Annotated in this window: 15 protein-coding genes and 2 pseudogenes; 14 read left to right on the top strand and 3 right to left on the bottom strand. The window is 67.9% G+C overall.

Going from position 1 to position 19,653, the window contains the following annotated elements; all coding sequences use genetic code 11:
* Positions 1 to 21 precede the first annotated feature (21 nt).
* From JNK84_RS01520 to JNK84_RS01540, 5 genes are all read left to right on the top strand, one after another.
* Positions 22 to 912, top strand: coding sequence for an outer membrane protein (locus JNK84_RS01520; RefSeq protein WP_293419713.1), 891 nt, complete (start codon positions 22 to 24; stop codon positions 910 to 912).
* 190 nt (positions 913 to 1,102) lie between these two features.
* Positions 1,103 to 1,921: an outer membrane protein gene (locus JNK84_RS01525; RefSeq protein ID WP_293419716.1), complete on the top strand. Its 819-nt coding sequence runs from the start codon at positions 1,103 to 1,105 to the stop codon at positions 1,919 to 1,921.
* Between the two features lie 115 nt (positions 1,922 to 2,036).
* Positions 2,037 to 3,212, top strand: coding sequence for a phosphoserine transaminase (locus JNK84_RS01530; RefSeq protein ID WP_293419719.1), 1,176 nt, complete (start codon positions 2,037 to 2,039; stop codon positions 3,210 to 3,212).
* 156 nt (positions 3,213 to 3,368) lie between these two features.
* Positions 3,369 to 4,958: a phosphoglycerate dehydrogenase gene (gene serA / locus JNK84_RS01535; RefSeq protein WP_293419722.1), complete on the top strand. Its 1,590-nt coding sequence runs from the start codon at positions 3,369 to 3,371 to the stop codon at positions 4,956 to 4,958.
* A 64-nt stretch (positions 4,959 to 5,022) separates the two neighbouring features.
* Positions 5,023 to 5,472 (top strand): hypothetical protein, encoded by a 450-nt coding sequence (locus JNK84_RS01540; RefSeq protein ID WP_293419725.1) that lies wholly within the window; start codon positions 5,023 to 5,025, stop codon positions 5,470 to 5,472.
* A 7-nt stretch (positions 5,473 to 5,479) separates the two neighbouring features.
* Here the strand turns inward: JNK84_RS01540 and JNK84_RS01545 are convergent, their stop codons facing one another.
* Positions 5,480 to 6,367 (bottom strand): DMT family transporter, encoded by an 888-nt coding sequence (locus JNK84_RS01545; protein WP_293419728.1) that lies wholly within the window; start codon positions 6,365 to 6,367, stop codon positions 5,480 to 5,482.
* A gap of 367 nt (positions 6,368 to 6,734) precedes the next feature.
* On the opposite strand from JNK84_RS01545, the gene JNK84_RS01550 reads away from it, so the two are divergent.
* From JNK84_RS01550 to JNK84_RS01585, 8 genes and pseudogenes are all read left to right on the top strand, one after another.
* Positions 6,735 to 7,760, top strand: a complete 1,026-nt coding sequence (locus tag JNK84_RS01550) for a substrate-binding domain-containing protein (protein WP_293419731.1) — start codon at positions 6,735 to 6,737, stop codon at positions 7,758 to 7,760.
* 97 nt (positions 7,761 to 7,857) lie between these two features.
* Positions 7,858 to 9,237 (top strand): phosphate ABC transporter permease subunit PstC, encoded by a 1,380-nt coding sequence (pstC, locus tag JNK84_RS01555; RefSeq protein WP_293419734.1) that lies wholly within the window; start codon positions 7,858 to 7,860, stop codon positions 9,235 to 9,237.
* Positions 9,230 to 9,724: pseudogene (locus JNK84_RS01560) on the top strand (DUF3333 domain-containing protein); the annotation flags it as partial. The gene pstC and the pseudogene JNK84_RS01560, both read left to right, overlap by 8 nt.
* Before the next feature lie 528 nt (positions 9,725 to 10,252).
* Positions 10,253 to 11,068, top strand: a pseudogene (pstA, locus tag JNK84_RS01565) (phosphate ABC transporter permease PstA); the annotation flags it as partial.
* A gap of 33 nt (positions 11,069 to 11,101) precedes the next feature.
* Positions 11,102 to 11,923: a phosphate ABC transporter ATP-binding protein PstB gene (gene pstB / locus JNK84_RS01570; protein WP_293419737.1), complete on the top strand. Its 822-nt coding sequence runs from the start codon at positions 11,102 to 11,104 to the stop codon at positions 11,921 to 11,923.
* 165 nt (positions 11,924 to 12,088) lie between these two features.
* Positions 12,089 to 13,765 carry a mucoidy inhibitor MuiA family protein gene (locus tag JNK84_RS01575; protein ID WP_293419740.1) on the top strand — a complete coding sequence of 559 codons (1,677 nt, stop codon included), beginning with the start codon at positions 12,089 to 12,091 and terminating at the stop codon, positions 13,763 to 13,765.
* 129 nt (positions 13,766 to 13,894) lie between these two features.
* A complete protein-coding gene (locus JNK84_RS01580; RefSeq protein ID WP_293419743.1) occupies positions 13,895 to 15,184 on the top strand; it encodes an adenylosuccinate synthase in 1,290 nt (429 codons plus the stop codon).
* Between the two features lie 27 nt (positions 15,185 to 15,211).
* On the top strand, positions 15,212 to 16,795 hold the full coding sequence (locus JNK84_RS01585; RefSeq protein WP_293419746.1) for a hypothetical protein: 1,584 nt from the start codon (positions 15,212 to 15,214) through the stop codon (positions 16,793 to 16,795).
* Between the two features lie 108 nt (positions 16,796 to 16,903).
* Here JNK84_RS01585 and rpoH read toward each other — a convergent pair whose 3' ends face one another.
* Entirely contained in the window at positions 16,904 to 17,812 is a 909-nt protein-coding gene (gene rpoH / locus JNK84_RS01590; RefSeq protein ID WP_293419749.1) for an RNA polymerase sigma factor RpoH, read from the bottom strand.
* A 489-nt stretch (positions 17,813 to 18,301) separates the two neighbouring features.
* The gene (locus tag JNK84_RS01595) at positions 18,302 to 19,306 is read right to left on the bottom strand and encodes an RluA family pseudouridine synthase (RefSeq protein WP_441343194.1); all 1,005 of its coding nucleotides are present in this window, start codon (positions 19,304 to 19,306) and stop codon (positions 18,302 to 18,304) included.
* 1 nt (position 19,307) lies between these two features.
* On the opposite strand from JNK84_RS01595, the gene JNK84_RS01600 reads away from it, so the two are divergent.
* Positions 19,308 to 19,652: a hypothetical protein gene (locus tag JNK84_RS01600; RefSeq protein WP_293419755.1), complete on the top strand. Its 345-nt coding sequence runs from the start codon at positions 19,308 to 19,310 to the stop codon at positions 19,650 to 19,652.
* The last annotated feature ends 1 nt before the right edge of the window (position 19,653 follow it).

Raw genomic sequence — 19,653 nt, forward strand, 5'->3', positions numbered from 1 at the left:
CCCTGACGCCAGGACCCAGCAATGCGCCGCCATCCGATCTACGCCTTTGCCGCCGCGGCGGCGCTCTTCTCCACCGCATCCCTCGCCGCCGATTTCCCGCCGCCGGTCCTGCGCGCCTCGGCGCCCACGGTCGAACCGGTGGCGTCGGGCGGCTGGTATCTGCGCGGCGACATCGGCGTCGCCGGCCACAGCCTCGGCAATGTCGGCGTACTGCAAAACGGCTCGCAGGTGCGCGCCGGCGTCGGCGGCGTCAACGAATACGTTCTGCGGATGAAGTCGCAGTCCGAAACCGTGTCGGTCGGCCTCGGCGTCGGCTACCGCTTCAATTCCTGGTTCCGCATGGACCTGACCGGCGAATTCCGCGGTGGCGGGCGCTTCCGGGCGATGGACTATGTCAATTTCAACCAGAGCGGCGGCACCACCTCGCAGACGAACCTCTACAATGGCGGCTCCCGCTGGATCGTCGGCCTCGCCAATGCCTATGTCGATCTCGGCACGTTCTGCCAGCTCGGCTGCCTGACGCCCTATCTCGGCGCCGGCGTCGGCGTCGCCTATTCGACGCTCAGCAACTTCACCGACACCTCGACCGGCTTCAACACCGTGACGGGCGCCACCGGCTCGCTCGGCGGCTATGCCACGACCGCCTCGCGCACCAGCTTCGCCTGGGCCCTGATGGCCGGCGTCGGCTATCAGGTGAACGAGCGGCTCACGCTGGAAGCCGGCTATCGCTACCTCTCGCTCGGCGACATGGCCTCCGTGACCCTGCGCGACCCTGCGACCGGCGCGCCGCGCCCGAGCAACGACACGGTGCAGGCGCGCAGCGTCACCGCCCACGAGATCAAGGTCGGCATGCGCTGGTCGCTGAACTGCTCCTGCGCGGTGCCCGCAGAGCCGATCGTCGCCCGCTACTGATCACGACCTCATTCAGTTCGACGGCGCGGGTTCAAGGCCCGCGCCGTTTGCGTTTCGCAGGTCGGGCGAGGGTGCTGCGGGTTAATTCTTAACCTTAAGCCGACCTTAACCCGCATCGCCGAGACTGAGGCCCATGGACGAATGCGCCCGGGATGCCGGGCGCCGCGTGAAGCGTTGCAGGGATGTGCCGATGACCCGCCTGACCATTGTCGCCCTCGCGATAGGCGCATCGGCATTGGCCTCGCTGGCGCAGGCCGCCGATATCAGGCGCGGCGAGGCGCCGCCGCCGCTCGCCCCGCCGGTCCTCGCGGAAGATTTCTCGTCCGGCTGGTATGTGCGTGGCGACTTCACCGCCAGCGTGATGCGCCGGCCGGCCGCCCGCTATTTCGACATCGTCAATTTCGCGCCGGGACAGTGGGTGGAGCTGCGCGACACCCGTGGCGGCACGGCCTTCGGCGGCGGCATCGGCGCGGGCTTCAAATATCGCTGGTTCAGGCTCGATGCGACGCTCGACATCCGGTCGGCCGCGCGCATGTCGGGTTTCGCGCCGCCGCAGGGTGACTGGAACTATGCCGGTCCGCTGCCGGTGCCCTCGCGCGTCGAGCGATTCGGCGTCAGCGCGCATACGGCGCTGGCCAACGCCTATGTCGATATCGGCTCCTTCGGTGGCTTCACGCCCTATATCGGCGCGGGCCTCGGCGTCGCGCGTCTTTCTGCGTCCGGCTACACCTCGACGCCGGTTCCGGCGGCCGCCGTGCTCGGGGAACTCGCGACAGCCCCGACGCTGGCGAATTCCGTGAAATGGACTCTGGCGTGGGCGGCCATGGCTGGCGTCGCCATCGACCTGACGCCGCAGACCAAGATCGACCTCGGCTACCGCTACATGCACATGGGCGCGCTGCGCTTCGCCGATACGGCCGGCGCCGCCTATCGCACGACGGTCGCGGCGCACGAATTCCGCATCGGCCTGCGCTACATGTTCGGCGACGGATTGCCGGGCGGGAACTGACCGCGCGAACCGTCGGCCATCCTGTTCCTTGACCGCCGCTTCGGCGAAGCGTATCTCCATCCGCGGGACATACCCCCCCAACGGGGTACGCCCATCTGTAAGGATGGAGATCCAAATGGCGACGACCGCCCCGAATGCGCGCCCGCGCGTGAATACCTTTTCGTCCGGCCCCTGCGCGAAGCGCCCCGGATGGTCCCTCAAAGCACTGGCTGACGCGCCCCTCGGGCGTTCGCACCGCGCCAAGATCGGCAAGGCGAAGCTGAAGCTCGCCATCGATCTGACGCGCGAGGTGCTTCAGGTGCCGCCCGGCTATCGCATCGGCATCGTGCCGGCCTCCGACACTGGCGCGGTGGAGATGGCGCTCTGGTCGATGCTTGGCGCTCGCGGCATCGACATGGTGGCCTGGGAGAGCTTCGGCGAGGGCTGGGTTACCGACGTGGTCAAGCAGCTGAAGCTGACCGACGTGCGTACCATCACCGCGCCCTACGGCGAGCTGCCGAACCTGAAAAAGGTCGATACCAAGACCCGCGACGTCGTGTTCACCTGGAACGGCACGACCTCGGGCGTGCGCGTGCCGAACGCCGACTGGATCGCCGACGACCGCGAGGGCCTGACCATCTGCGATGCCACCTCGGCGGCCTTCGCCCAGAGGCTGGAATGGAACAAGCTCGATGTCGTCACCTTCTCTTGGCAGAAGGTGCTCGGCGGCGAGGCGGCCCACGGCATGCTGATCCTCTCCCCGCGCGCGGTGGAGCGGCTCGAGACCTACAAGCCGGCCTGGCCGCTGCCGAAGATCTTCCGCATGACCAAGGGCGGCAAGCTGATCGAGGGAATCTTCGAGGGCGAGACGATCAACACGCCATCCATGCTCTGCGTCGAGGACTATATCGACGCGCTGAAATGGGCGCAGAAGGTCGGCGGCCTCGATGGGCTGGTGAAGCGCGCGGATGCCAATACCCGCGTCATCGCCAAGTTCGTCAAGGAGAACGACTGGATCGACTTCCTGGCGGTGAAGCCGAAGACCCGCTCCAACACCTCCGTCTGCCTCAAGTTCACCGATCCGGCGGTGACGGCGCTTTCCGCCGACGCGCAGGCCGCCTTCGCCAAGGGCGTGGCGGCAACGCTGGAGAAGGAAGGCGTCGGCCTCGATCTCGGCCATTATCGCGACGCGCCTCCCGGCCTTCGCATCTGGTGCGGCGCGACGGTTCAGGCGCGTGACGTCAAGGCGCTGATGCCCTGGGTCGCCTATGCCTTCGCGGCCGAGAAAGCCAAGCTGAAGAAGGCGGCGTGATTTGCGCCATGAACCCTCTCCCCTCGCGGGAGAGGGTGGCTGCGGAGCAGCCGGGCGAGGGAGGTTCCCTCACCACGTTCAGCCCATTCCCCTCATCCGGCGCCCGACCGCGCCGCCCTCTCCCCACGGGAGAGGGTTCATGTGGAGCATCTTCCCATGGCCCCCCGCGTACTCATCTCCGATGCCCTGTCGCCCGCCGCCGTCCAGATCTTCAGGGATCGCGGCGTCGAGGTCGATTTTCAGCCGGCCCTCGGCAAGGACAAGGACAAGCTCGCCCAGATCATCGGCGACTATGACGGCCTCGCCATCCGCTCGGCGACCAAGGTCACCCCGGCGATCCTCGCCAATGCCAAGAACCTCAAGGTGATCGGCCGCGCCGGCATCGGCGTGGACAATGTCGATATCCCGAACGCCACCTCCAAGGGCGTCATCGTGATGAACACGCCGTTCGGCAATTCGATCACCACGGCCGAGCATGCGGTCGCGATGATGTTCGCCATCGCCCGCCAGATTCCCGACGCCGACCGCACCACGCAGGCCGGGCAGTGGGAGAAGAACAAGTATATGGGCGTCGAGCTGACCTCGAAGACGCTCGGCATCATCGGCTGCGGTAATATCGGCTCGATCGTCGCGGACCGGGCGCTGGGGCTGAAGATGAAGGTCATCGCCTTCGACCCCTACCTCTCGCCGGAGCGCGCCATCTCGATCGGCGTCGAGAAGGTGGAGCTGGAGGAGCTCCTGCGCCGCGCCGACTTCATCACCCTGCACGTGCCGATGACGGCGCAGACCAAGAACGTGCTGTCGCGCGAGGCGCTCGCCAAGACCAAGAAGGGCGTGCGGATCATCAACTGCGCGCGCGGCGGTCTGGTCGACGAACAGGCGCTGCGCGATGCGCTGGATTCCGGCCACGTGGCGGGTGCGGCCTTCGACGTGTTTTCCGAGGAGCCGGCGACGTCCAATCCGCTGTTCGGCCATCCGAACGTGATCTGCACGCCGCATCTCGGCGCGGCGACGACCGAGGCGCAGGAAAACGTCGCGCTGCAGGTCGCCGAGCAGATGTCGGACTATCTGCTTGCGGGTGCCATCACCAATGCCGTCAACTTCCCGTCGATCTCGGCGGAGGACGCACCGAAGCTGCGGCCCTTCGTGGCGCTCGCCGAGAAGCTCGGCTCGTTCCTCGGCCAGCTCACGGAAGCCCCGATCAGGGGCATCCGCATCGAATACGAAGGCAAGGTGGCCGATCTCAACGTGCGTCCGCTGACGGCGGCTGCGGTGACCGGCGTGCTCAGGCCATTCCTGTCCGACATCAACATGGTCAACGCGGTTCCGATCGCCAACGAGAAGGGCATCACCGTCGACGAGGTGAAGCGCGAGGCGCCGGGCGGCAACCTGGAAAGCCGCATCATGATCACGGTCGAGGCCGAGGACATGCCGCGCCATGCCGCCGGCACGGTTCTCGCCGACGGCAAGCCGCGCATCGTGGAAATCCGCCACATCGCCATGGACGCGGAATTCGCCGACCACATGCTCTACGTCCGCAACGACGACAAGCCGGGCTTCATCGGCCGGTTCGGCTCGCTGCTCGGCGATGCCGGGGTCAACATCGCGACCTTCAACCTCGGCCGCGACAAGCCGGGCGGGGACGCCATTTGCTTCGTGGCGGTGGACGAGCGCATCTCCGACGAACTGCTCGCCAAGATCCACGAGATCCCTCAGGTGAAGCGCGCCCGGCGGTTGGCGTTCTGAGGCGGCCTCGTTGCCGAAAGCGGGTGCGGTACAATCGCCGCACCCGATTCGCCGAAAGCTCGCCATGTCGACTGTCGCCCGCCTGTTCTTCGGTTTCGTCGTCGGCGCACTCGCCGTCCTTCTGGTCCATCAGCTGACAATCTGGGGCCTGTCGCGCGTCGGGGTGACGGCTGTTTCGCTGTTCCCCATGCGCGCCAACCTGCCCTGGGCGATCTCGGCGACGGCCCAGCAGGCGGTGATCGGCGGCCTCTGGGGCCTTCTCTACATCCTGATCTGGGATCGCTGGGGCCGCTACGGCGTGGTCCGGAGCGCGCTGTTCGGCGCGGGCTTTGGCCTCATCGGCCCCGCCATGGTGCTGTGGATCGTCTGGCCGCTCATCTGGGGCACGCCGCTGTTCGGCGGCGGCTCCATGGGGCGGATCGCGGTCGTGGCTCTGACCGCCGTCGTGTTCGGCATCGGGCTCGCCTGGCTCGTTCAGGTCATCAACGGCTTCATGCGCCACGCGTCGCGCTGAGCCGACCTCAGGCTCGCTTGCCGCTCTCCGCGATGGCGATGCCGCCGAGCACCAGAACCAGCGCCACGGCGTGATACCAGGCGAAGGTCTCGCCGAGGATCAGCGGGCCGAGAATCGCCGCCCAGACCGGCACCAGATTGACCCAGAGACCGGCCCGCCCCGGGCCGATCAGCTCGACGCCGCGCATGAACAGGAGCTGGGCGACGAAGCCCGGCAGTACCGACACGTAGAGGATGATCAGCCAGCCGGTGAGGTCCGGCCACCGGGCGGTCCCGTGGATCGTCTCGGCGGCGACCAGCGGCAGCGACGAGACCAGCGCCACGAAGGCCAACGCCAGGAAGAAGGGTTGCGGCGAGATTTTCGGCCGGTCGCGCAGCGCGACCGTGTAGGCCGAATATCCGAGGCAGGCGACCAGCATGATGACGTCGCCGAAATTGAAGGCGAGGCCGGTCAGCACGGACAGATCGCCGCGCGCCGCGAGCAGAACGATTCCCGCGATCGCCACCACGATGCCGATCGCCTGGAGGATCGTGATCGGAGTGCGATAGACGAGGAAAGCCCCGGCCAGCACCATGACCGGTATCGCGCCCTGGATGATGCCGATGTTGACGGCCGTGGTGTAGAGCGCGGCGATGTAGAATAGCGCGTTGAAGCCGGTGAAGCCGATGACGCCCATCACCGTCAGCCACTTCCAGTTGGCCCGGATTTCCGGCCATTCGCGGCGCAGCGCCGGGGCGGCGAGAGCCAGCATCAGGATGAGCGTGCCCACCCAGCGCAGGTTGGTCAGCACCATGGGCGAGACATGGCCGATGGCCAGCCGGCTGGCGATGGCATTGCCAGACCAGATCAGCGTCGTCGCGGCGAGGATGAGGTAGGGGCGGTCGTAGAGACGCATGCGGGGCGGGGCCTTGATGGGCGCGTACTATAACCGGCCGCCCCGACCCTCGACAGGCCGGCCCGACGCAGCCGTGCAATGTCCGCATGCGGTGCCCAAGGTCGCTCCCCGGCGCGCCCTGAACCGTCTGCCGAGGCCGCCCGCGCGATGGCCGGAAACGGTTACCGCGGATGCGCCTGGAATTGCGACGAAATTCATCTAGATGAAATAACCTCATGAAATATCGCGGGAATGCCTTTCATGTTTCTGTCGTGGAGAGGTCATAGAAGTATCGCCCGACGGCCTTATCCAAGGCCTCGCATCCCTTGTCCGACCTGCCGCATCCGATGCGCTGGACGAGGTTCCTTCCCAAGGACAGGAGCGCCCTGTGAAACTTCCCCTCTTCCTCTCCGCCGCCGTCGTCGCGATCGGCGGCGCACTGGTCGCGCCCGGCGCCGCCGAGGCTCGCGACCGTATCCAGATCACCGGCTCGTCGACCGTGTTCCCCTTCACCACCGCCGTTGCCGAGCGCTTCGGCCAGCGTTTGGGCAAGGCTCCGATCGTCGAATCGACCGGCACCGGCGGCGGCATGCGCCTGTTCTGCGGCGGCGTCGGCGTCAGCACGCCGGATGCGGCCAACGCCTCGCGCCGCATCACCGCTTCCGAGTTCGAGACCTGCAAGAAGAACGGCGTCACCCCGATCGAGATCGTGGTTGGTTTCGACGGCATCGTCTTCGCCAATTCCAAGCAGGGTCCGGCGGTCCAGCTCTCGCTCGAGCAGATCTTCCTGGCGCTCGCCGCCAAGGTTCCGAACGCCCAGGGCCAGCTCGTCGACAACCCGAACCGCAACTGGTCGGATATCGCGCCGAACCTGCCGAACGCCAAGATCGAGGTGCTCGGGCCGCCGCCGACCTCCGGCACCCGCGATGCCTTCAACGAACTCGCCATGCTCGAGGGCTGCAAGGCCGTCCAGCGCCGCATGAACGTGCAGATCGACGCCCGCGCCTGCCAGCAGCTGCGCGCTGACGGCGCCTTCGTCGAGGCCGGCGAGAACGACAACATCATCGTCCAGCGCCTCGTCGCCAATCCGGGCGCCTTCGGCGTGTTCGGCTACTCCTTCCTCGAAGAGAACCGCGACAAGATCCAGGGCGCCCGCATCAACGGCGTCGAGGATTCGATGGAGAACATCTCCTCGGGCAAGTATCCGCTGTCGCGCTCGCTCTACGTCTACGTGAAGAAGGAGCATATCGGCGTCGTCCCGGGCCTGCAGGAATTCATCAACGAGTACGTCTCCGACGCCGCGATGGGCGAGGACGGCTATCTCGAGAAGAAGGGCCTGGTGCCGCTGCCGAACGAGCGCCGCGAGGCGGTGGCCCGCGCCGCGCGCGCCGCGACGGGCCTTGCCGGTCTCTGACCTCTGCGACGACAAGGCGGGGCCCGGATCGCGCCGGGCCTCGCCACCTGCCTGACCTGCCCGCGGCCGCGGGCGTCCACAGCGGACGGCTTTCCCGATGTTCCTGCCCCTGTTCGGCCTGCTGGTGGTGATCACCATCGCCTGTTTCGTGATCGGTCGCAGCCGCTCGATCGCACTCGCGGGGGTCAACTACGCGAGCATGCACTCGCGTCCCGGCTATCACGGGTGGTGGCTGGCGCTGATGACCGCGGGACCCGCCTTCATCGTCCTCATCGTCTGGTCCATCGCCGCGCCGCGCATCGTCCGCTCCATGCTGCTGTCGCGTTTCCAGGAGCAGATTTCCGGCTTCTCCAACGCTCAGATCGACGGCTTCTGGCGCGACCTTCAGGCGCTCGCCACCGGCGGCACGCCCGGCATCCGCGACACGCTGCGGCAGGATGCGGCGGTCGCCTTCGCCTCCCTCTGGAACACCTCGAACATGGCGATGATCGCCGTGATGGCGGCGGCCGGCATCGCCGGCTTTCTCTACGCGTGGAGCGCGATCAGCCCGGCCTTCCGTGCCCGCCACAGTGTCGAGAAGCTGGTCAAGTTCCTGCTCGCCGCCTCGGCGACCATCGCCATCCTGACGACGATCGGCATCGTCCTCTCGCTGATCACCGAGTCGATGCGCTTCTTCTCGATGGTCAGCCCCATCGACTTCCTGTTCGGCCTGACCTGGACGCCGCAGCAGATGGCGTTCCGCGCCGATCAGGTCGGCGGCAACGCGGCCTTCGGCTTCATCCCGCTGCTGACCGGCACCCTGCTCATCACCTTCATCGCGATGATCGTGGCAGCGCCGCTTGGCATCATGGCGGCCGTGTACCTGTCGGATTACGCGACGCCGCAGATCCGTGCGGTCGGCAAGCCGGTGCTCGAAATCCTCGCGGGCATCCCGACGGTCGTCTACGGCTTCTTCGCGGCGCTGACCGTTGCGCCCTTCATCCGCGTCACCGGATCCTCGCTCGGCCTCGATGTCGCATCGGAGAGCGCGCTCGCCGCCGGCGTCGTCATGGGCATCATGATCGTGCCCTTCGTCTCCTCGCTCTCGGACGACGTCATCAACGCGGTGCCGCAATCGCTGCGCGACGGCTCGATGGGCCTCGGCGCGACCAAGTCGGAGACGATCCGCAAGGTGGTGCTGCCGGCGGCGCTGCCCGGCATCGTCTCGGCGCTGGTCCTCGCCATTTCCCGCGCCATCGGCGAGACGATGATCGTGGTGATGGCCGCCGGCCTTGCCGCCAATCTCACCCTCAACCCGCTCGAAGCGGTCACGACGGTCACCGTGCAGATCGGCACGCTGTTGACCGGCGACCAGGAGTTCGACAGCCCCAAGACGCTCGCCGCCTTCGGCCTCGGCCTGGTGCTCTTCGTGATCACGCTCTCGCTCAACCTCGTCGCCCTGCGCGTCGTCAAGAAGTATCGGGAACAGTATGACTGACGTCTCGCTTCCCCGGGTCGCCACCGATCTGCATACCAACGACCAGGCGCGCCGGCGGTTGAAGGCTCGCTACCGCTCGGAGTTCCTGTTCCAGGCGCTCGGGCTCGGTTCCCTGCTGGTCGCGGCCGGGTTCCTCATCATCTTCCTGACAACGATCGTCGGCCAGGCCATCCCGGCCTTCACGCAGAACTATCTGAAGCTGAACGTCGAGCTGAAGCGCGAGGACCTGAATCCGCAGAACGCCTCGGGGGCGGCGCTCGGGCAGGCCATAGGCGGGGCGAATTTCGACGCTCTGGTGAATGGCGGCCTGCGCGGCTACTTCCCGTCGCTGACCGACCGCACGTCGCGCCGCGCGCTCGGCAACATCATCTCGTCCGGCGCGCCGTCGATCCTGCGCCGCGAGGTCATCGCCAATCCGGGCTGGCTCGGCACGACGCAGTCGGTCTACGTGCCGCTCGACGACAATGCCGATCTCTATCTCAAGGGCCTGACCACCCAGGCCACGGTCGCGCCCGGGCAGGGCGAGCTCGGCGTCTCCGGGACGTCGGGCACGGTGCAGCTCTCCTCCACGGTGACCAATTTCCAGCCGGTGCTGGCCGCCATCAAGGCCCAGCTGACGCAGGTCGTGTCCCGCTTCGATCGCGATCTCGCCGGTCGCCTGCGCGTCATCGCAGGGCAGGAGCGGGACGTCGCGGCGCTGGAACGGGCGGTCCTCGCGGCCCCGGCAAGCGACCGCGAGCGGGCGCAGCAGCGCCTCGAGGCCGAACAGCGCCAGCTCGCCGCCTCGCGCAATGAGGCCCAGAAGCTGCGCGAGCGGATCGCCGGCCTCAATGCCCGCATCGTCGGCGCCGACCGCTCCGAGGCGCTCGACAACACGATCTCCAGCTATTTCGTCCGCATCAACGGTGGCGTGATCAAGCTGACCCAGGTTCAGAGCGCCAATGCGACAGGCGAGGTGATCCTGCCGCCGTCGGGCACCAACGTCGCCAAGGCGGGCGACTGGCAGATCGTCACCATCGCGCAGCCGGAATCGAACCGCCGCATCAACGACCGCGAGATCATCTATCTCGACTCGTTGAAGGAACGCGGCCTCGTGGAGCGCCGCGTCTCCCGCGAGTTCTTCTTCGGCGGCGCCTCGCGCGAGGCCGAACTGGCGGGCGTCTGGGTCGCCATCGTCGGCTCGTTCCTGACATTGTTCATCACGCTCGCCATCTCGTTCCCGATTGGCGTCGCCGCGGCGATCTATCTCGAGGAGTTCGCGCCGAAGAACCGCATCACCGAGATCATCGAGGTGAACATCAACAACCTCGCGGCGGTGCCCTCGATCATCTATGGCCTGCTCGGTCTCGCGGTGTTCCTCAACGTCTTCGGGCTGCCGCGCTCCGCGCCGGTGGTCGGCGGTCTGGTCCTGGCGCTGATGACCCTGCCGATCATCATCATCGCCTCGCGCGCGGCGATCCGGGCCGTGCCGCCTTCGGTGAAGGAAGCGGCGCTCGGCGTCGGCGCATCGCACCAGCAGGCGGTGTTCCATCACGTGCTGCCGCTGGCCATGCCCGGCATTCTGACCGGCACGATCCTCGGCATGGCCCATGCGCTCGGTGAAACCGCGCCGCTGCTGATGATCGGCATGGTTGCCTTCGTCGTCGACAGCCCCGCCGGCCTCGCCGATGCCGCGACCCTTCTCCCTGTTCAGATCTTCATGTGGGCGGACTTCCCTGAAGCCGCCTTCCAGAACAAGACCGCCGCGGCCATCGTGGTGCTGCTGGTCTTCCTGATCTGCATGAACGCGGCGGCCGTGTTCCTGCGCAAGAAATTCGAGCGTCGCTGGTAAGCGGCCCCCGCGCCCTCAAGAGGATGTAAGCAGATGAACTCGCTTCCCACGTTCGAGATCGCAGCGGCGGCCACGGCCAATGCACCCGCGACGCTCGGCCGGCCGAAGATCACCGGCCGCAACGTCAATGTCTTCTATGGCGACAAGCACGCCATCAAGGACGTGAACGTCGACATTCCCGAGCGCTCGGTGATGGCCTTCATCGGCCCGTCGGGCTGCGGCAAGTCGACCTTCCTGCGGTGCATCAACCGCATGAACGACACCATCGCCATCTGCCGTGTCACCGGCGACATCCACATCGGCGAACAGGATATCTACGACAAGTCGCTGGACGTCGTGCAGCTTCGCGCGCGCGTCGGCATGGTGTTCCAGAAGCCGAATCCGTTCCCGAAGTCGATCTACGAGAACGTCGCTTACGGCGCGCGCATCCATGGTCTCGTCAGGAGCAAGACCGACCTCGACGAGGTCGTGGAAACCTCGCTGCGCAAGGCCAGCCTCTGGAACGAGGTGAAGGATCGGCTGCACGATTCCGGCACGGGCCTCTCCGGCGGTCAGCAGCAGCGCCTGTGCATCGCCCGCGCCATCGCGGTGTCGCCCGAGGTGATCCTGATGGACGAGCCCTGTTCGGCGCTCGACCCGATCGCGACCGCCCGCATCGAGGAGCTGATCGACGAACTGAAGCAGAACTTCACCATCGTCATCGTCACGCACTCCATGCAGCAGGCGGCGCGCGTGTCGCAGCGCACGGCCTTTTTCCACCTCGGCGTGCTGGTGGAGGAGGGGACGACCGACCAGATCTTCACCAATCCCGTCGACACCCGCACGCGCGACTACATTACCGGCCGCTTCGGCTGATGCCGGCGGCCCGATCGCTGTCCAGCACGCCGTTGACGTGGTGCGGCAAGCGGGTTTTCCGGAAATTCCCCGGAATCCCGGCCAGTGACCGCCGCTCTTCCGCCCCGTGGCGGCCCAATTCCCCAAAGTAATCTCGGCGCTCCTTCCATCTGGAGCGCCGTTGCCATGAATGTTCAGCGCCTGTCACCGCTGCACGCCGCCACGCCCTCGCGCATCGCCATCGCGGCCCTTCTCGCCTTTGCACCGCTGCCGGTTCTCGGCGCCGAATTCGACGCGGCCTCGCACATCGATGCCGTGACGGTGTTTCCGGATGGCGCCAGCGTCACCCGCCGTTTCGTCGTCGACCTGCCGGCGGGCGAGCACACCCTGATCGTCAACGATCTGCCGGTCGCCGCCGATCCGGGATCGCTGCGGGTCGCGGGCGCGGGCGAGGGGCGCCTGACCGTCGGTTCGGTCGATGCGCGCCAGCCACGCGTGACCGAGCGCCCCGATCCGGAGCGCCTTCGCCGCCTCGAAACGCTGCGCGACGAGCGACTGTCGCTCGATGACCGCATCTCGGCCGAGCGCATCCGCAAGCGGGCGGCCGAGGCACTGACGGCCCCCGGCACGCTGTCGGCGGGCGAGCGCGGGCTCAATGTCGGCGAGGCGCGGCTGGCCATGGCGGCGGCTCTCGAAGAGACGCTCGCCGCCGACCGCGCCATCCGTGAGGCCGAGCGTCGCCAGCGCGTGCTGGACCGCGAGATCGCCGAGGTGGAAGCCGGCCTGCGCGCCCAGCCGCCGCGCCGGCTCGAGGCGCGCGTCGCCGTGGAAGCCTCCGCGCCGTTCCGCGGCGAGCTGACCCTGACCTATTCCGTGCGCGGCGCGCGCTGGGCGCCGGCCTATGACGCGCGGCTCTCGACCAGTGGGCCGAAGCCGGCGCTTGAACTTGTCCGTCGCGCCGAGGTGACCCAGCAGACCGGCGAGGACTGGTCGGGCGTCGCGCTCACCGTGTCCACCGTCCGGGTCGCGCGCGGCGGTTCCGCGCCCCGGCTCGGCTCGCTCATCGTGCGCTTCGACGAACCGCGCGGTGTCGGCGGCGGCGCCATGCTGGAGAGCCAGACCGAGCCGTCGCCGCGCGCGCTGGCCGCGCCCGCCCCGATCACCGCGCAGGACCAGGCGCAACGGCGCGGCCGGGTGCAGGAGGCCGAGGCCGAGGTCGATATGTCCGGCTTCCAGGCCTCCTTCGCGATACCGGGACGCAGCAGCGTCGCCTCGGGCGACGGCTCACGGGCGCTCCGCATCGGCTCCAGCGCCATCGAGCCGGAACTCGTCTCGCGCGCCGTGCCGAGCGTCGATCCGACCGCCTATCTCGAAGCGCAGTTCCGTCATGCCGGCGACGCGCCGCTGATGGCGGGCCGCATCGCCGTCTATCGCGATGGCATCTTCGCCGGGCGCTACCAGCTCGCCGCGGCGACCCGCGACGACCTCGTGACGGTCGGTTTCGGGCCCGACGACCTCGTGCGGATCGAGCACCAGATCCTGCGCCGCACCGACGGCTCGTCGGGAATCATCTCGACGTCGAAGACCGAGGAACACACGTTCCGCATGGCCGTGCGCAACGGCGCGCGCAGCGCCCGGCGCGTGGTGATCGAGGACCGGATTCCGGTCAGCGAGGTGCAGGACATCACGGTCGAGCCCCTTTCCGGAATGACCGCCCCGACCGCCCGTGACGTCCGCAACCGGCGCGGAATCGTCGAATGGAGCTTCGATCTGCCAGCCGGCGGTTTCAACGAAATCCGCCATGGCTGGCGGCTGCGCTGGCCCTCCGACCGGCAGATCCGGCCGGTTCAGGGCCGCTCCTGACGCGCGGGAGCGCCGCTCGGCCGCACTTGCCTCTCGGTCAGCGATCCTTTATCCGCACCCTGCAAGGGCCCCGGCCGGAAGCGATGACCGCTCAGCCGGGGTTTGCCTTGCCGTGGAGGATGAAGAACCATGGCAAATGTTGTGGTCGTCGGTTCCCAGTGGGGCGACGAGGGCAAAGGCAAGATCGTCGATTGGCTGTCGAGCCAGGCGGATGTCGTCGTCCGGTTCCAGGGCGGCCATAATGCCGGCCATACGCTGGTCATCGACGGGGTCACCTACAAGCTGTCGCTCCTGCCGTCCGGCATCGTGAGGCCGGGCAAGCTCTCGGTCATCGGCAACGGCGTCGTCATCGACCCGCATGCGCTGGTCGCCGAGATCGAGCGCGTCTCGGCGCAGGGCGTCGCGATCGCCCCGGAGACGCTGCGGATCGCCGAGAATGCCTGCCTCATTCTGTCGCTGCACCGCGAACTCGACCAGCAGCGCGAAGGCGCCAGTGCCGGCACCAAGATCGGCACCACCGGACGCGGCATCGGCCCGGCCTACGAGGACAAGGTCGGCCGCCGCGCCATCCGCATGACCGATCTCACCGATCTGCCGGCCCTCGGGCCGAAGATCGAGCGCCTGCTGGCCCACCACAATGCGCTGCGTCGCGGCCTGAACCTCCCCGAGATCGAGGCGCAGGCGATCTACGACGAGCTCGCCGCCGTCGCGCCCAAGGTGCTGCCCTACGTCACCACGGTCTTCGACCTGCTGGACGAGACCAAGCGCGCCGGCAAGCGCATCCTGTTCGAGGGTGCGCAGGGCACGCTGCTCGACATCGATCACGGCACCTATCCCTTCGTCACCTCGTCCAACACGGTGGCGGGGCAGGCGGCCATCGGCTCCGGCATGGGTCCGGGCGCGATCAACTACGTGCTCGGTATCACCAAGGCCTACACGACCCGCGTTGGCGGCGGCCCGTTCCCGACCGAGCTTCATGACGCCGATGGTCGCACCATGGGCGAGCGCGGCCGTGAATTCGGCACCGTGACCGGGCGTCCGCGGCGTTGCGGCTGGTTCGACGCGGTGCTGGTGCGCCAGGCGGTGAAGACCAATGGCATCGACGGCATCGCGCTGACCAAGCTCGACATCCTCGACGTGTTCAAGGAGATCAAGGTCTGCGTCGCCTACGAACTCGACGGAAAGCGGCTGGATATTCTTCCTGCCGGCGCCGACGCGCAGGCGCGGGCAACACCCATCTACGAGACCATCGAGGGCTGGGATTCCACCACGATGGGTGCGCGCACCTGGGGTGAGTTGCCTGCGCAGGCGATCAAATATGTTCGCCGGATCGAGGAATTGATTGGCTGTCCAGTCGCGTTACTATCGACAAGCCCGGAGCGTGACGACACGATTCTGGTGCGTAACCCCTTCGAGTAAGAGTTGAGGGGCTGAGAGCGAGTTTCGATGGCCGACTATACGCCCCTCATCTCCCGTGCCGTTGGGGCATTGGCGCAGAACACCGGCGAAGCGCGCCGCGCGGTGTATGAGCGGGCTCGCGCTGCGCTGCTCGCGCAGTTGCGCGGCATCAACCCGCCCTTGCCCGAAGAGCAGATCACCCGGGAGCGCACCGCGCTCGAGGAGGCGATCCGCAAGGTCGAGGCCGAGAACGCCACCGAGGGTCTGGACCAGCTTCTGGAACGGGAGCTGATGGGTCTCGCGCAGCAGCGCACGACCCGCGCGGAACCGATCTCCATCGGCGGTGCGCGCAGCGTCAGCGCTGCGGCTCAGGATGCCGAGCAGCTCGGCGATGCCGCCGCTTCGACCCGCCGCGCGGCGCGCGACCAGCTTTCGGTCGGTGCGGGACGCCCGGCCGAGGAGGATCGTGTCGAGCCTGCGCTCGATCCTGCCAGCCCCTTCGTTAGCGCCAATGATGCCGGGCGCGCGCCGATCCGGCCGCGCGTTTCCGTGCTTGGCGACGAGGAGGAGGCGCCGCGTCGTCGCGGGCGTGGCGGCCTGATCGCGCTCCTGATCGTGTTGATCCTGCTGGGTGGCGCGGGTGCCCTCGGCTGGTATGTCGCGACTTATCATCCCGAGCGCATCCCTGCGCAGTTGCGAACCATTGCGTCCGCGCCTCCGGCGCAAGCCCCGCCCCCGGCCCCGGCTCCCGCGACCGACCCGGAGCGGCCCAAGACCTCCGATCGGGTGGGCGGCGCGCAAGCGCCAAGCCCGGCTCCTGCCCCCAGCGCAACGCCTTCCGCTCCGCCCGCACCTGCTCCGCGCCAGATCGTTCCGGTTGATCCGCCGGCAGCGCCGTTGCCGCCGGTCGCGACCGATCCGGCGCCGACAGACACGCCGCCCGCCGCCAGCGACCCTGCGCCCCAGACCGCAGCGCCCGCACCAGCACCAGCCGATCCGGCGCCGCCGCCGGCGGCCCAGGCGCCGGCTCCGAGCCCGGCCCCGCCGCTGGTCCAGACACCTGCCCAGCCGCCGCCGGCCGCCGGCAGCATCGCGCCGCAGCGCGCCGCCCTGTTCGAGGAAACGCCCGGCAACGCGGCGGGAACGCTGATGCAGGGCTCGGTCATCTGGCGCACACAGACGGTGAGCGTCGGTCCCGGCCAGCCGCCGGATCTCGCTCTCGTCGGCGAGGTGACGATCCCCGAGCGGCGCATGGTCGTGACCATCACGATCCGCCGCAACCTCGACCAGACGCTGCCTGCCAGCCACACTATCGAGGTGCTGTTCGCCCTGCCGCGCGACTTCCAGTTCGGCGGAGTCGCGGAAGTGCCGGGCGTGCTGATGAAGGCCTCCGAGCAGGCGCGCGGCGTGCCGCTGGTGGGGCAGGCCGTGCGCGTGACCAACGGCTTCTTCTTCATCGGCCTGTCGAGCTTCGACATGGACCGCAACACGAACGTTCAGGCGCTCAAGACCCGGCCGTTCTTCGATATTCCGGTGCGCTACGATTCGGGCCGCCGCGGCATTCTGACCGTGGAGAAGGGCGCCACGGGCGACCGGGCCATCGAGGAGGCGATGCAGGCCTGGGGCCAGTAAAGGCCGCACCACCGGCGCATCGCGACATCGAGCGGAAGCACCCGCGCCAAAGAAAAAGGGAGGTCGCGAGACCTCCCTTTTGTTTTGTCCGGCGCTGGTGCGCCGCAATCAGTGAGCGGCGATCTGCGCCAGCTGGGCCGCCGGGCGCTCAATCTCGCGCATCGACTTGACCACCGCGTCCTGGACCTTCTCGAAGGCGCGAACCTCGATCTGACGGACGCGCTCGCGCGAGACGCCGAAGCGCTCGGCCAGCTCCTCCAGCGTGATCGGGTCGTCCTTCAGGCGACGCTCCTCGAAGATGATCCGCTCGCGCTCGTTGAGCACGCCGAGGGCACGGGTGAGGGCCGCGCGACGGTTGTCGGTTTCCTCTTCGCGGGCGAGCACGGCTTCCTGGCTGTCGGAATCGTCGGCCAGCCAGTCCTGCCACTCGCCATCGCCGTCCTCGCGGACAGGCGCGTTCAGCGAAGCGTCGCCGCCGAGGCGGCGGTTCATGTCGATGACGTCCTGCTTCTCGACGCCGAGCTTGGTGGCGATGATCGCGACCTGATCGGGGCGCAGATCGCCGTCCTCGAGCGCCGAGATGGAGCTCTTGGCCTTGCGCAGGTTGAAGAAAAGCTTCTTCTGGTTCGCGGTGGTGCCCATCTTCACGAGCGACCACGAACGCAGGATGTACTCTTGAATCGAGGCCTTGATCCACCACATGGCGTAGGTGGCGAGGCGGAAGCCCTTCTCGGGCTCGAAACGCTTCACCGCCTGCATCAGGCCGACATTGCCCTCCGACACGACCTCGCCGATCGGCAGGCCGTAGCCGCGATAACCCATGGCGATCTTGGCCACGAGACGCAGGTGGGAGGTGACGAGCTTGTGCGCCGCCTGGCTGTCGCCGTGTTCGCGCCAGCGCTTTGCGAGCATGTATTCCTCTTGCGGCTGAAGCATCGGGAACTTGCGGATCTCGTCGAGATAGCGCGACAGACCCGCTTCAGCGGAGAGGATGGGAAGAGATGCGACGTGAGCCATAGGGCCCTCCTTTCTGGCTCCCGGACCATCCGGCGAGCCCCGGATCGCCCGCCCCAAAGCTCGGGCGACCCGCTGTGCCGCGACTGCGAAACGCCAGCCGCGACGGATGAGAATACTGACCACAGATCGTGGCGGAAGGGTGACGCAAGCGCCCGCCGCCAGCAAGGTGCGCCGACCTGAGTTTGCATTTGCGCAAATCAAGGCGATGCGCCCGTGGTGTCTTCACAGACAATACGAAACGGGACGTCGTGTCGTTACACGTTGATGTGAGTGGCTGCAAACTGCGACAACCCGTCCTGTTTTCCCTGCTCGCGTCCGGTTCGACGCGAAATCGAACGTCAGCGACCGGACGAGCCGGCAATCGCGGAAAGAGAACGACTCTTCTGCACATCTGCCAGAATGCGGCAGGAACGAACTTTGTTCCATGCGCTTCAGCGCATGTTTCTTGCCTGAGAGCATAGAGCCGGCCGTCGCTGCACGCGCGAAGGATCAGCCGGCCTTCTCGAGTGCCGCGACCAGGTGGGCGATGTCCGCGGGGAGGGTGCTCTCAAAGCGCAGATGCGCGCCGCTGACGGGATGCGCGAAGCCGAGGACCGCGGCATGCAGGGCCTGACGGCCGAGTGCTTCGAGGGCGGACCGGGCAGCGGCGGGCAGCTTGCCGGCCTTCGTCTTGAAGCCCTTGCCATAGGTCTCGTCGCCGAGCAGCGGGTGGCCTTCATGCGCCAGATGGACGCGGATCTGGTGCGTGCGGCCCGTTTCCAGCCGGCAGGCGATGCGGCTGACGAGACCGCCGGCGAGCGCCTGCTCGACCTGGACGTGGGTTATCGCCTCGCGCCCGCCCGCGCGCACGGCGATGCGCTCGCGCATCCGCGGGTCGCGGTCGAGCGGCTGGTCGATGGTGAAGGCATCGCGCTTCGGCCTGCCCCAGACAAGCGCCTGATAGGCACGCTCCAGCGGCCCCGTGCGGCCGTGGTCGGCGAACTGCGCGGAGAGCGCGGCATGGGCCTGGTCAGTCTTGGCGACCACCATCAGGCCGGTCGTGTCCTTGTCGAGGCGGTGGACGATGCCCGGCCGTCGGACACCACCGATGCCGGACAGGCTTTCGCCGCAATGGGCGATGAGCGCATTGACCAGCGTGCCGGTCCAGTGCCCCGCGGCCGGATGGACAACGAGGCCGGCCGGCTTGTCGATGACGATCAGGGCTTCGTCCTCGAACACGACATCGAGCGGAATGGCCTCGGCCTGCGGCGTCGGATCCTCGGGCTCCGGCACCACGACGGCAAGACGGTCGCCTTCATTGACCCTGTGGCTCGCATCCGTCATGGTCCGGCCGCCGAGCGTCACGTGGCCCGCCTCGATCAGCGCCTTGAGGCGCGAGCGCGACAGGTCCGGCACATGACGCGCCAGCAGCCGGTCGATCCGCTCCCGCGCCTCGTCCGCCCCCACCACGATTTCCGCGCTGCCCGCGCCCACGTCTTGAATCTGCGACATCATCATGACCAACACGCCCAGCGAGCCCGATGTCAATGAGGCCGAGACCCAGGCGGTGGTGCAACGGGTGCGCCGCATCTCGGTCATCTCCTCGGTGATCATGCTGGCGGGCGTCGGAACGGTGCTGGCCGTGATCGGCTATCGCCTGATGACGACACAGGGGCCGGGCTCCTCGATCACCGGAACGATCCCGCCCGAGGGCCGCGTCACCTCGGCGATCGCCGCCGATGGCCGCCTGACCGTGACCTATGACCGCGATGGCGGTCCTCTCATCGTCGTCTACGACCTCAGGACGCTGAAGGAGACGCACCGCGTCTCGGTTGGCAGGCCGCAGGTGCCGCGCCCCTGAC

The sequence above is a fragment of the Phreatobacter sp. genome, from assembly GCF_016793595.1.
GTDB lineage: Bacteria > Pseudomonadota > Alphaproteobacteria > Rhizobiales > Phreatobacteraceae > Phreatobacter.